Annotated in this window: 13 protein-coding genes and 1 tRNA gene; all 14 read right to left on the bottom strand. The window is 42.5% G+C overall.

Features of this window, described 5'->3' with window-relative positions; genetic code table 11:
- Window positions 1-128, bottom strand: a 128-nt coding sequence (locus VMW78_10120; GenBank protein ID HUV51357.1) for a GTP-binding protein, incomplete at its 3' end; no start/stop codon positions are given.
- Window positions 129-214: 86 nt separating this feature from the next.
- On the bottom strand, window positions 215-685 hold the full coding sequence (rpsG, locus tag VMW78_10115; GenBank protein ID HUV51356.1) for a 30S ribosomal protein S7: 471 nt from the start codon (window positions 683-685) through the stop codon (window positions 215-217).
- Between the two features lie 113 nt (window positions 686-798).
- Window positions 799-1,170: a 30S ribosomal protein S12 gene (gene rpsL, locus VMW78_10110; GenBank protein HUV51355.1), complete on the bottom strand. Its 372-nt coding sequence runs from the start codon at window positions 1,168-1,170 to the stop codon at window positions 799-801.
- 204 nt (window positions 1,171-1,374) lie between these two features.
- Window positions 1,375-5,787, bottom strand: a complete 4,413-nt coding sequence (gene rpoC / locus VMW78_10105; protein ID HUV51354.1) for a DNA-directed RNA polymerase subunit beta' — start codon at window positions 5,785-5,787, stop codon at window positions 1,375-1,377.
- An 82-nt stretch (window positions 5,788-5,869) separates the two neighbouring features.
- Window positions 5,870-9,994 (bottom strand): DNA-directed RNA polymerase subunit beta, encoded by a 4,125-nt coding sequence (rpoB, locus tag VMW78_10100; GenBank protein ID HUV51353.1) that lies wholly within the window; start codon window positions 9,992-9,994, stop codon window positions 5,870-5,872.
- A 56-nt stretch (window positions 9,995-10,050) separates the two neighbouring features.
- A complete protein-coding gene (gene rplL / locus VMW78_10095; protein ID HUV51352.1) occupies window positions 10,051-10,437 on the bottom strand; it encodes a 50S ribosomal protein L7/L12 in 387 nt (128 codons plus the stop codon).
- Between the two features lie 99 nt (window positions 10,438-10,536).
- Window positions 10,537-11,058: a 50S ribosomal protein L10 gene (gene rplJ / locus VMW78_10090; protein ID HUV51351.1), complete on the bottom strand. Its 522-nt coding sequence runs from the start codon at window positions 11,056-11,058 to the stop codon at window positions 10,537-10,539.
- Window positions 11,059-11,232: 174 nt separating this feature from the next.
- Window positions 11,233-11,937: a 50S ribosomal protein L1 gene (rplA, locus tag VMW78_10085; protein HUV51350.1), complete on the bottom strand. Its 705-nt coding sequence runs from the start codon at window positions 11,935-11,937 to the stop codon at window positions 11,233-11,235.
- 22 nt (window positions 11,938-11,959) lie between these two features.
- On the bottom strand, window positions 11,960-12,382 hold the full coding sequence (rplK, locus tag VMW78_10080) for a 50S ribosomal protein L11 (GenBank protein HUV51349.1): 423 nt from the start codon (window positions 12,380-12,382) through the stop codon (window positions 11,960-11,962).
- Between the two features lie 244 nt (window positions 12,383-12,626).
- The gene (nusG, locus tag VMW78_10075) at window positions 12,627-13,157 is read right to left on the bottom strand and encodes a transcription termination/antitermination protein NusG (protein HUV51348.1); all 531 of its coding nucleotides are present in this window, start codon (window positions 13,155-13,157) and stop codon (window positions 12,627-12,629) included.
- 18 nt (window positions 13,158-13,175) lie between these two features.
- The gene (secE, locus tag VMW78_10070) at window positions 13,176-13,562 is read right to left on the bottom strand and encodes a preprotein translocase subunit SecE (protein HUV51347.1); all 387 of its coding nucleotides are present in this window, start codon (window positions 13,560-13,562) and stop codon (window positions 13,176-13,178) included.
- Window positions 13,563-13,615: 53 nt separating this feature from the next.
- Window positions 13,616-13,691, bottom strand: a tRNA-Trp gene (locus VMW78_10065).
- Between the two features lie 17 nt (window positions 13,692-13,708).
- A complete protein-coding gene (rpmG, locus tag VMW78_10060; GenBank protein ID HUV51346.1) occupies window positions 13,709-13,861 on the bottom strand; it encodes a 50S ribosomal protein L33 in 153 nt (50 codons plus the stop codon).
- Window positions 13,862-13,876: 15 nt separating this feature from the next.
- On the bottom strand, window positions 13,877-14,017 hold a 141-nt coding region (tuf, locus tag VMW78_10055), incomplete at its 5' end, for an elongation factor Tu (GenBank protein HUV51345.1).

Genomic DNA, 14,017 nt, shown 5'->3' with positions numbered 1-14,017 from the left:
TCGGCCATGCCCTTTAATCCCAAATGCTTTGTTATCGCCGCCGTTAACGTTGTCTTGCCGTGATCTATATGACCTATAGTCCCTACATTTACATGCGGCTTAGTACGATCAAACTTCTCCTTAGCCATGTCATCTACCTCCCGTACTTTAGCACAACAGTTAAAAGCTCAAACCAGGTTATTGCAATCTCTTTAGTTTTGAGCTTTTAAAATTCCTACCATCGATAATGAGCAAATGCCTTGTTTGCCTCGGCCATCTTGTGTGTATCTTCTTTTTTCTTAATGGAAGCCCCTTTCTTACCAAAGGCATCTAAAAACTCGCCCGCAAGTTTGCCGGACATGCTCTTTTCCGACCTGTTACGCGCATAATTTATAATCCACCTAATACCTAAAGCAGCTCGACGTGACTGACGAATTTCAGTTGGAACCTGATAAGTTGAGCCTCCGACACGCCGTGACTTTACTTCGATGATCGGTTTTACATTATCAACGGCTTTTTCGAAAATTTTCAGCGGAACTTCACCTGTCTTTTTCTCAATGATATCAAATGCATCGTAGACTATTGACTCTGCCAGACTTTTTTTGCCGTCCCGCATTATAGCCTTTATGAATTTTGCTACCATCTTGCTGTTATACTTTGAATCAGGAACAATAATACGTTCAGGTACTTCTCTTCTTCTCGGCATATATTACACCATTTATCTGCTTATCTCTTGTTTTTTTTTGCTAAAATCTTAGGCAAAACGTTTCCCAAATTTTCTCAAATCAATAACCAACGGGCTCAAAGTCTCAATACAAATTACTTCGGCCTTTTTGCACCATACTTTGATCTGCTTTGTTTTCGGCCATCAACCCCGAGAGTATCAAGAATTCCCCTGACTATATGATATCTTACACCAGGTAGATCCTTTACACGCCCCCCACGAACAAGAACAACGGAATGCTCTTGAAGATTATGGCCCACACCAGGGATATAAGCTGTAACCTCAACACCGGTAGTCAGCCTGACCCTGGCAACCTTTCGCAAAGCAGAATTAGGTTTCTTAGGAGTCGAAGTGTAAACACGCGTGCATACCCCCCTCTTTTGCGGGGCATTCTTTAGCGCCGGTGTGCCGGTTTTCTTCTTTATCCTCTTTCTGCCCTGTCTAACTAACTGGTTAATGGTCGGCATATTCTCCCCTTAAACTACTATACACTCACTATATAATTATATTTGCAAAGCTCTGACGGCCTCAAGCAGCCGAATAATATTTAACGAGATTATCAAGTTTTCACAAAAGATAACTTTTTACATATATAAAGCTTAATTGTCAAGCATTTTATGCAATAATTTTAAGTTAAATATATTTAAAACCTGATAAAATTCCAAATGTGTTTACCCTGTAAGGCTGGTTTTCTGATCAACAGCCACATCATTATATAAATAAATACCTGTACCAGCGGGAATAATTCTCCCCATTATTACATTTTCCTTAAGGCCGCGTAAATGATCGACAGTGCCGGCGATGCTGGCATTTGTCAGGACTTTAGTCGTTTCCTGAAATGAAGCCGCAGAAATAAAACTATCTGTGCTAAGCGACGCCTTAGTAATTCCAAGGATAAGGGCTTCGGCAACAGCGGGTTTCCCGCCTTTTTCGACCACAGCCCTGTTAACTTCCTCAAATTTGGTTTTTTCCATCTGCTCCTCAGCAACGAGATCCGTATCTCCGGCATCAACAACCTTAACTCGTCTCATCATCTGCTGAACGATTACCTCTATATGTTTATCATTAATCCGAACGCCCTGCAAACGGTATACTTCCTGAACTTCATCAACAAGATAGCGAGCCAATGCTATCTCACCCTTTATATTTAAAATATCCTGTGGAATAGCCGCACCGCTAATAATAGGTTCGCCGGCTCTAATAAAATCACCTTCAAAAACATTTATATGTTTGCCGCGTTGAATAAGATATTCCTTTATATCACCAGCATCTAATGGCGTTATAGTTACTTTCTGTTTATCCTTTTTTGTGCTTTTTGATATGGAAACATATCCATCTATTTCGCTCAAAACAGCAATCTCTTTTGGCTTGCGCACCTCAAAAAGCTCGGCCACCCTGGGAAGACCCCCTGTAATATCCTTGGTTTTAGTTGTTGCACGCGGAAGCTTGGCAAGAACCGTACCTGCCTTAACTTCATCTCCTTCATCAACCAGAAGGATAGCATTAACAGGCAATAAATAACGCGCGACTCCCTTTGATATCGAGAGCTTGCCTGTCTTGCCGGATTTATCTTTAATGGAAATCCTTGGAACTTCATCGGTGCTTTTGCTTTCGATAATCATACGACTTGATTTGCCTGTAACAGGGTCCACTTTTTCCTGCATGGTCTTTCCTGGCACAATGTCGCCAAATTTAATAATTCCGTCAATCTCTGTAATAATTGGTGTTGTATATGGATCCCACTTTGTGAGAAGATCGCCGGCCTTGACCTTCTGCCCATCACGCACAACAAGATGAGCGCCATATATAACAGGAAATCGCTCCCTCTCTCGCCCTTTATCACCGATTATTGCGAATTCACCGCCGCGGCGGTCCATAACCACAAATTCGTTTTCATCATTTTTTACGACATTAAGGTCGACATACTTTATCGTTCCACTTACTCGAGCTTTTATATCCGCCTGTTCAGCTCGACGACTGGCCGTTCCTCCAATGTGAAAAGTCCGCATGGTTAACTGTGTTCCAGGCTCACCAATCGATTGCGCAGCCATAATTCCCACAGCCTGACCTATTTCAACCGTTCTTCCATGGGAAAGGTCACGGCCATAGCATTTAGTGCATACACCACGTTCTGACTTGCAAGTCAGAACCGACCTTATCTTTACTTTTGTCAGGCCGGCCTCTTCAATCCTCTGTACCAATGGTTCGTTGAACTCCGCTCCATTCTTTACAAGCACCTCATCCGTAAATGGATCGCGGACATCCTCCATGGCGATACGGCCTAAAATACGTTCGCCAATACGCTGGATAACTTCTCCTCCCTCCATTAGGGCTTCAACCTCAACCCCCAACATGGTCCCGCAATCATCTTCAGATACAACACAGTCTTGAGCAACATCTGCAAGCCGCCTTGTAAGATATCCTGAGTTTGCCGTCTTTAACGCTGTATCTGCGAGACCCTTCCTGGCACCATGGGTTGAAATAAAATATTGAAGCACGGAAAGTCCTTCCCTGAAATTAGCTGTAATAGGAGTTTCAATAATCTCACCCGAGGGCTTTGCCATAAGGCCGCGCATACCTGCCAACTGGCGCATCTGATCCTTACTGCCTCTGGCGCCTGAATCAGCCATCATATATATTGAGTTGAAACCTTCCCTGGCAACCTGCTTTCCCTTTTTATCAAAAACCGGGGCTCCTTTCTTATCGATTGTCGAGGCCATCTTCATGGATTTCATCATCTCATCAGCCACATCATCCGTCGCCTTTGCCCATATATCCACGACCTTATTATATTTTTCACCCTGGGTTATTAAACCTTCAGTATACTGCCCTTTCATCTCGCTGACCTGCTTTTCCGCTTTTTTTAGAATATTCCATTTAGCTTCTGGAATAATCATATCGTCAATCGAAATAGAAAGACCCCCTTTTGTTGAGTATCTGTAGCCAATATCTTTCAATCTGTCGGAAAGGATGACCGTAGCCTTTGCCCCGCGACTCCTGTACACATAATCAACAAGATCGCTTAACGCTTTTTTATTCATCACCTTGTTGACTGTATAAAAAGGTATCTCCGGACGTTTGCTGATTATTTCAAAAATATGATAACCGTCGTTGGCAAATATTATGTCGCTGATTTTCCCGGGTGCAAGAGAAAAAACCGCATCAACTTCGGCCTCTTTTATATCAAACGTCCTCTTAAACTCATCTTTTGCAAGTAAGCCGAGGATCCCATCATTTTCCTTGTCAAGACTTTGAGAATACTTATTAACCATATCCGCAAAAATGGCACCTGAGTTTATCTTTTTAAGCACAAGCTTTATTTCATCCTCGGAAGAAACCATGATATGTCTTATCGACAAAATGTTATCCTGAGGCATGATTTCCCACAGCAGAATACGTCCCACTGTTGTTTCTACCCTTTCCCCGCCTATCCGAACAACAATTTTGGCATGAAGATCAACCGCTTTTGAATCATATGCGGACCTAACCTCATCAGGATCGGCAAAAATCTTGCCCTCCCCTTTAACTCCACCTATCTCTCTTGTCATATAATAGATGCCGAGAACAATATCCTGGCTTGGAATAATAATCGGACTTCCACTTGCAGGAGAAAGAATGTTATTACTGGACAGCATTAAAGCTCTAGCCTCTATTTGCGCTTCTACAGAAAGAGGCACATGAACAGCCATTTGATCTCCGTCAAAGTCAGCATTAAATGCGGTGCAAACCAGAGGGTGCAGCTGAATAGCCTTACCTTCAATCAGGATAGGCTCAAAGGCCTGAATACCCAACCGATGGAGCGTAGGAGCACGGTTAAGCATAACCGGATACTCCTTAACCACCTCATCCAGTGTGTCCCAAACTTCCGGAATCTCGCGTTCTACCATCTTCTTAGCGCTCTTTACCGTGGAAACAAGCTCTTTCTGCTCAAGGCGACAATAAACAAAAGGCTTGAACAACTCAAGTGCCATCTTTTTTGGCAGGCCGCACTGGTGAAGCCTGAGATTCGGTCCAATTGTTATAACCGTACGGCCGGAATAATCTACCCTCTTCCCAAGCAAATTCTGGCGAAAACGGCCCTGCTTTCCCTTTAAAGTATCGCTAAGAGATTTTAATGGACGCTTGTTGGTCCCTGTAATAACTCTGCCATGCCGGCCGTTATCAAAGAGGACATCAACCGATTCCTGAAGCATCCTTTTTTCATTTCGAACAATAATATCCGGGGCGTTTAAGTCAATCAGGCGTTTTAAACGATTATTTCGGTTAATAACCCTGCGATAAAGGTCATTTAGATCAGATGTGGCAAATCTACCACCCTCAAGAGGGACCAATGGGCGCAAATCAGGAGGAAGAACGGGAATAACATCCATTATCATCCAAGCAGGGTCCAATCCTGATCGCCTGAAAGAATCGACTATCTTGAGCCGTTTGGCAAGTTTTTGACGCTTTAGAACTGAACTCGTGGCGCTAATATCTTCCCTCAGCTTTTTATATTCTTCATCAAGATTTATTCTTTTCAAAAGTTCCTTTACAGCCTCAGCCCCTATGCCTGCTTCAAATTTTGCCTCATAAGTCTCAAGAGCTTCATGATATTTATCTTCCGATAAAAGCTCGCCACGGGTTAAACCCGTATCCTTTGGATCAATAACAATATAGTTATCAAAATAAAGAACCTTTTCAATACTTTTAAGGGTAAGATCCAGCAGATTGCCGATCTTGCTTGGAAGACTTTTTAAAAACCATATATGTGCGCAAGGGGTGGCAAGTTTGATATGCGCCATACGCTCTCTTCGCACTTTGGACTGAATAACCTCCACTCCGCACTTTTCACAAATAACACCCCTGTGTTTCATGCGTTTATACTTGCCGCAGTTGCATTCATAGTCCTTAGTAGGGCCAAAAATCTTTGCGCAGAAAAGACCATCTCGTTCCGGTTTAAATGTACGATAATTGACTGTCTCCGGCTTTTTAATCTCTCCGTTCGACCATTTTAGAATCTGCTCCGGCGATGCCAGCCCAATCTTAATACCTGTATAATGTTTTGGATTAACAGGCTTAGCAAAAAAATCGTATAGAGTTTCCATTTTATATTTCCTAATTATAATGAACTCATAAAGAGTTAAAAAATCACTTTTACGAAACGTGTCGGGTGTTAAAAATTGTGTTTTACTGTTTTTCTTCCAGAAGGGTTATATCCAGGCCCAAACTCTGCAACTCTTTTGTCAAAACCTTAAAAGACTCAGGCAGACCGGGCTCCAGTACGTTTTGACCTTTTACAATCTTTTCATACATGCGTGTTCTTCCTGCCATGTCATCAGACTTAACCGTAATAAACTCCTGCAGCGCATAAGCGGCTCCATAAGCCTCCATTGCCCAAACCTCCATTTCACCAAGTCGCTGACCTCCAAACTGGGCCTTTCCTCCCAGAGGCTGCTGGGTTACAAGTGAATAAGGCCCGATGGATCTTGCATGCATCTTGTCATCAACAAGATGATGAAGTTTCATCATATACATTGCTCCAACAGTAATCTTTTCATTAAAAGGCTTTCCTGTGCGGCCATCATACAATGTAACCTGACCGGATGTACTCAGTCCGGCCTCATCCAGAAGAGCCTTGATTTCATCCTCATTTGCGCCATCAAAAACCGGTGTTGCCATGTGAACACCATTTTTATACTCCTCTGCAAAACAGGATAGCTCCTTATCGGACAAGCTCTCAATCATCTTCCATTCTGTCTGGGCCGAAAATATCTGTTTCATTTTTTCTCTAAGGGCTTTGATTTTTTGTTCCTCAACCAGTTTGTTGATTTGATCACCAAGGCCCTGCGCGGCATAACCAAGGTGAATTTCCAGGATCTGCCCGACATTCATCCTGGAAGGAACACCCAACGGATTAAGCACCATATCAACAGGAGTTCCATCACTAAAGTAAGGGGCGTCTTCCTGAGGAAGAATCTTAGAGACAACCCCCTTATTGCCGTGGCGACCCGCCATCTTGTCACCAACCGAAAGCTTCCGTTTTATAGCCACATAAACCTTGACCATCTTAATAATACCTGGAAGAAGATCATCACCTTTTTCAAATCGACCAACCCGCTGCTCAAAAACCTCCCTGCAAAGTTCGCATTGATGTCTATACATCTTCAGAACATCATGTACCTGCTCAGTGCGTTTTGGATCTTTTAAAACAATCCCTTCAAGATGAGAAACAGGTATCCCGGCAAGCATACCTGAATCTATCTTTACATCCTTTTCAATCAATACCTTTCGATTCTTCTTTAATTGTGATGAGCATATCCGGCCTATAAGTAATTTTTCAAGACGACTATGAACCACATCGTCAATCACTCTAAGTTCATCATCTCTGTCTCTTTTAAGAGAAGCGGTTTCCATGTCTTCGATCATGGAAGTACGCGCATCTTTTTCAGTGCCTCGTCTCGAAAACACCTTGGCATCAACAACTATTCCTTCGACTCCCGGAGGCACCCTCAGAGAGGTATCCTTAACATCTCCGGCTTTTTCACCAAATATGGCGCGCAACAGCTTTTCTTCAGGAGAAAGCTGAGATTCACCCTTTGGAGTAATCTTACCCACCAGGATATCTCCCTGACTGACTTCAGCGCCAAGCCTTATGATGCCACTTTCATCCAGGTTCTTTAGCGCTTCATCTCCGACATTAGGGATGTCACGTGTAATATCCTCTTTCCCAAGTTTGGTATCCCTCGCTACAATTTCAAATTCTTCAATGTGAACCGATGTATATATTCCGTCCCTTACAAGTCTTTCATTGAGAAGGATGGAATCCTCAAAATTATAACCATCCCACGGCATAAAAGCCACTGTTACATTCTTGCCAAGCGCTAGCTCACCTTTATCTGTTGCGGGTCCGTCCGCAATTATGTCTCCGGCTTTTACTTTTTGACCTTTTCTGATAATCGGCCGGTGGTTAAAGCATGTATTCTGATTGGAACGTATAAATTTTGAAAGGCTATAAACAGTAACGGGCTTTTGGCAGTCATTATCAGAAGAACCGGGGCAATCATGTTTTACAACTATACGAGAAGCATCCACGTCAACAACAATACCGTCCCTCTTAGCAACTATTGTTACACCTGAATCCTTTGCAGCCACCCCCTCAATTCCTGTCCCGACCAAAGGAGCCTGGCTAACAAGTAAAGGCACTGCCTGACGCTGCATGTTTGACCCCATTAACGCTCTGTTTGCATCATCATTTTCCAGAAAAGGAATAAGTGATGCAGATACGCTTACCAACTGGTTGGGAGAGACATCCATCAACTCAATATCTTCCTTTTTAATCATCATAAACTCACCCGCCACGCGTGATGTTACAAGCGGGTTAATAAACTTCCTTTTTTTATCAAGAGGAGCATTGCCCTGCGCAATTGGATGTTCCTTTTCTTCAAAGGCGGTAAGAAACCTGACATCATCAGTTACAGTAGCATCTTTAACAACGCTGTATGGTGTTTCAATAAATCCATATTCATTAACTCTGGCATAGATGCTAAGAGAAACAATAAGGCCGATATTGGGGCCTTCCGGGGTTTCAATAGGGCAGATTCTCCCGTAATGGGATGGATGCACATCCCTAACTTCAAAACCAGCGCGTTCACGAGTCAGCCCGCCTGGTCCAAGAGCGCTAAGACGTCGTTTATGAGTCATTTCTGAAATAAGGTTGGTCTGATCCATAAACTGGCTAAGCTGGCTTGTTCCGAAAAACTCTTTAACAACAGCGGAAACCGGTTTTGAATTGACAAGGTCATGAGGCATAAGAGCGTCAACCTCCTGCAGGCTCATCCTCTCTTTAATTGCCCGTTCCATACGGACCAGTCCGATACGATACTGATTTTCAAGAAGTTCGCCTACCGCTCGTACCCGCCTATTTCCAAGATGATCAATATCATCAACAGCACCTTTGGTATCCCTGAGCTCTATAAGAGTTTTTGCCGTAAGAAGTATATCCTCTTTTCTTAATATCCTTAAATCAATCGAAGTGTTAATGCCAAGGCGCAGATTAATCTTCATACGCCCCACACCTGAAAGATCATAATAGGTTGACTTGAAAAACAGATTGTCAAGAAACTCCTGGGCTACCTCGGGAACAGGAGGGTTCCCTGGCCTAAGCCTTCTGTATATTTCAACCAGCGCCTCCTCTCTTTTTTCAACCATATCCAGCAAAAGTGTCCTGCATATGGAATCACTATAGCGCACGCCATCAATAAAAAGCAGCTCAAATTGATTTATACCGGCATCTTTCAACTTTTTCAAAGCTTCATCATCAACAGTTTCATTGCATTTGACGATAGGACTTCCTGTATCTGGATTATGTATTGTCGATGCAAATACCCTGCCCAAAACATATTCAACATCTATCGCAATACTTTCTATGTCCAGCGATTTCATTAGCTTAACTGAACGCTGGGTTATTATTCGGCCTTTTTTTACAATAACCTCTCCGGTTTTAGAGCATTTGATATCCCGGGCAGCACGCTGACCCTTAAGGCTATCCTGAACAAATCTGCTTGCGCTCTTGAATTCCTTGAAATAACTTTTGCCACGCAAAATAATCTTTTCAGTTTTATAGAAATAAGCAAGAATATCTTCGGAAGAGTAGCCAAAGGACTTGAAGAGCATTGTAATAGGAAATTTACGTCGTCTGTCAATCCTGATATAAACTATACCTTTATGATCTATTTCCATATCAATCCAGGAACCACGTACAGGAATGATTCTAGAGGTATATATTATCTTGCCGCTGGCATGTGTCTTACCTTTGTCGTGATCGAAAAAAACACCGGATGACCGGTGAAGCTGGCTTACTATAACCCGCTCAGTTCCATTAATGACAAATGTACCCTTTTCCGTCATCAAGGGAATGGTACCAAAGTATATCTCCTGCTCCTTTATATCGCGGATATTGGAAGTTTGAGCCTCCTTATCAATATCATACACAACAAGCCTTGCAGTAATACGCATGGGTATTTCATAACTCATACCCCTATGGACACATTCCTCTATACTATGCTTAATGTCGCACAGCCTGTAAGATACAAATTCAAGGGAAGCGCTTCCGGTAAAGTCTTTTATCGGGAACACAGACTTGAATACAGACTGCAATCCAATATCCTTACGCTTTTCAGGAGGGACATCCATTTGCATAAAACGTTTGAATGATTCCATTTGCATACTTATAAGATTTGGAATCTCAATGATCTTCCGTATTTTGCTGAAGTTTTTCCTTATTCGCTTACTCGCTAAAAGACTTTCCGACATAGCATCTCCAAATATTTAGGTTGAAATTCTGGGTCACCAATTTATCTATCGGCTAGTTATTTTAATTCAACCTGGGCTCCGGCTTCTTCAAGCTGGGTCTTTATTTTTTCTGCCTCATCTTTGGCAATACCTTCCTTAACCGGCGCAGGAACTCCGTCAACCAGAGTTTTGGCATCTTTAAGCCCAAGACCGGTAATAGCCCTGACTTCCTTGATCACCTGAATTTTCTTATCACCAAAACCGGTTAGAATAACGTTAAACTCCGTCTTTTCTTCCTCTTTGGCGCCTGCACCCGTATCAACGGCACCCGACATCATCATCGCAACAGGCGCTGCTGCAGAAACTCCAAACTTCTCCTCCATCTCCTTGATAAGTTCGGAAAGCTCAAGTACCGACATATTTGCTACAAACTCAATAACATCATCTTTGGTAATATCTGCCATTTTATTTTTCCTCCAGAATTAATGAATTCATAAAAAGTTGAATTCATCAGGTTTTATTTTTTAAGTTAGTCAAAGTTACTATCTATATCTTGGTTAATGTCAGGCCGCTTCTTTTTGCTCTTTTATTGCCTGCAAAACGTTTAACAACCTAACTGGAATATCATTTAATGCTCTTACAAGCGCAGTCGGAACACCGCTCATAACTGAAAGCAGGTTACCTAAAAGCACCTCCCTTGAAGGCAGAGCTGACAGATTCCTGATTGCAGTCAGGTCAAGTATCTTGCCGTCCATTACGCCCACTTTAATTTTAAACGCTTCATGGGAGCCTGCAAACTCAGTCAATAACCTGGCTGGAGCTACAGGATCATTGTAACTTAAGGCAACAGCGCTAGGACCTTTAAAACTATCTTTTATTAATTCAGCATCTGTGCCTTCAGAAGCTCTTATAAAAAAAGTGTTTTTGGCTACCTTATATTCAACTTCTGATTCTTTAAGTTTTCTGCGCAGCTCATTAATGTTTTCCACATCAAGGCCGTTATAGTCTGTAAGAATTACGATCTTTGACTCTGAAAACCTTTTGCGAATATCTTCTACAATTTTCTTTTTTTCATCTGTTTTCAAAAATTACCACACCTCCTCTCCTAAGCTGTAAAAAAACCGGAGGAAACACTCGAACCATAAATCTGCCTCGGTAGGCCGGAAATACCGATTAAACATAAAAAAATGCGCCTACGGTCTTTGACAGTAGTATTAAGTCTCTTGCAAAATAATCCTATTATCTGCTTCTTTTTAATATTATCTGGTTAAGTCCTTGATGCTGGCCGCATCTACCTTTATTCCAGGCCCCATGGTCGTTGACATTACAATACTTCTCAGGTAGATTCCCTTGCTGGAAGCCGGTTTGAGACGCATGATAGTCTCTAACAAGGCGCCAAAGTTCTGAACGATCTTTTCCGCCCCAAAAGAAACCTTGCCCATGGGAGCATGGACTATACCCGCTTTTTCAACCCTAAAATCTATCTTACCAGCCTTGAGCTCGACAACCGCCCTGGCAACATCAAAAGTAACCGTTCCTGTTTTTGCATTCGGCATGAGCCCTCTTGGCCCAAGAAGTTTTCCTATCTTTCCCACAGAACCCATAATGTCCGGAGTAGCGACAGCCTTATCAAAGCCGAACCATCCGCCTTTAATTTTTTCAATGAGATCGTCACTCCCGACAAAATCTGCGCCGGCATCAAGCGCCTCCTTTTCCTTCGCCCCCTTAGCAAATACCAGAACTCTTATCTCCTTGCCAAGACCATTAGGCAAAACAACCGTTCCTCGAACCATCTGGTCGGCATGCCTGGGATCAACTCCTAAACGAATTGCGACATCAATAGTTTCATCAAATTTAGCATACGATAACTCTATTGCCTTATTAACAGCCTCGGCAAAATGATGCCTTGTCTCGTTAACAACCCTTTCGCTGGATTTTAAATATTTTTTTCCTCTCTTTGGCATCTTCTTTCACACGCTCCTTATCTCAGACAACAGCAATCCCCATACTTCTGGCCGTACCGGCGATTATTTTGCACGCAGCATCTAAATCATAAGCGTTCAAATCCGTCATCTTCTGTTTAGCTATCTCTTCGACCTGCTGCCGGGTAACCTCACCAACTCTATCACGCTTTGGGTCACCTGCGCCCTTGGCTATCTTTGCCGCCTGTTTTAAAAGAACGGCTGCGGGCGGCGTCTTGGTAACAAATGTAAATGTTCTATCGTGATAAACAGTTATAACAACAGGTGTAATCATCCCCTCATCATTAGCCGTTCTGGCATTAAAAGCCTTACAAAAATCCATTATATTTACTCCATGCTGTCCCAAGGCAGGACCGATTGGAGGGGATGGATTTGCCTGACCGGCTTTAACCTGAAGTTTTATCTGTGCAATAATCTTTTTTGCCATTTTCTTTTTACTCCTAAATCAAGTTAGTGCACCTTCGGTGCGGACATGAGTGCCTAAAGTGAGCTAAAGTATATTAAAGTGCTTAAAGTTAATCCCGCTTGGGCGGAATGCCGTGTTATATAGGTTTATCAAGCCATCAAAGCACAAGTGGGCAAACTTCTGTATTTTTGGGTTATCAATTAACACGCCAAAGGCGTACCATAACTTTAGGCACTTTAGCTCACTTTAGACACTTTAATCCTTATTATAGCTTTGCAACTTGTACAAATTCCAATTCTACGGGAGTTAAACGACCGAATATACTTACCAGAACTCTTATCTTTCCCTTTTCAGGATTAACTTCTTCTACTGTTCCATTAAAATTAGTAAAAGGACCGTCTATAACGCGAATTTCGTCTCCGAACTCAAAAAAGAATTTTGGCTTTGGCTTTAATTTGCCGCTCTCCATACGGCTTAAAATCTGCTCGACCTCCTCGTCGGAAATGGAGCTCGGTTTTTTTCTGCCGCCTAAAAATCCGGTAACCTTTGCCGTATCATTTACTATATGCCATGTTTCATCATCCAGCTCCATTTTAACCAAAATATATCCCGGATAGAACTTGCGAGACGATTCCTTTCTTTTCCCTTTAATCAATTCAACTATCTTCTCGGTCGGTACAACAATTTCTCCAAATTTTTCAGCATGAGAGGAGGAGGCTGCTCGCTCTTCCAAGGCTGCTTTAACTTTATTTTCAAAGCCGGAATAAACGTGGACTATATACCATTTTAGAGCCACTCTTTTCTTCTCCTCATATTATTGAATAAACACACGTACCAGACCTGACAAACCAATATCAACCATCCCGAGAAAAAGCGCTATTATCATGACAAGTATTATCACAACAAGGGTCGAGCCAAGTGTCTGCTTGCGTGTAGGCCATACTACCTTCTTAAGCTCGACCTTAACTTCTCGGAGGAACTGCAATCCCTTATTCAGGTAATTATTATCCTGCCCGGTCCAGCTTGCCGGTTTCTTCTGCGGTAAAGTTTGCTTTATTTTTACAGTCCCGGAAGAGCCCGCAACTAACGCAGCTTTCTTTATGGCAAGATTACCTTCGGGCTGTGATGATATCGTTACATCAACACTTTTATTCTTGTCTTTCTTCTTGCTTGCAGGCTTTTTCTTTTGTAACTGTCCCATTGTTCACCTAAATTAACTTATCAGACCTTAAACAAAACCCTTACAAAATGATTTGGCAGGCCAGGAGGGATTCGAACCCCCAACACCCGGATTTGGAGTCCGACGCTCTACCGTTAGAGCTACTGGCCTGCATAATCATTTTGTTTTTATTTGGTCTCTTTATGCAAAATATGTTTTCTGCAAAATTTACAATACTTGCTGAATTCCAGCTTATCCGGTGTTGTACGTTTATTTTTTGTTGTTGTATAATTTCTTCTTTTGCATTCAGAGCATGCAAGGGTGATGATTGTTCTCACGATCAGACTCCTTCGCCATTATTCAATTATTTCACTTACCACTCCGGCGCCGACAGTCCGACCGCCTTCCCTTATCGCAAACCTCAACTCCTTCTCCATAGCTATCGGCGTTATCAAATCAGCCGTAATGGTTACATTGTCTCCAGGCATAACCATCTC

The organism is Anaerolineae bacterium (assembly GCA_035529315.1).
In the GTDB taxonomy this organism is placed as follows: domain Bacteria; phylum Desulfobacterota; class Desulfobacteria; order Desulfobacterales; family ETH-SRB1; genus Desulfaltia.
This window is presented reverse-complemented; position numbering and strand designations above follow the sequence as displayed.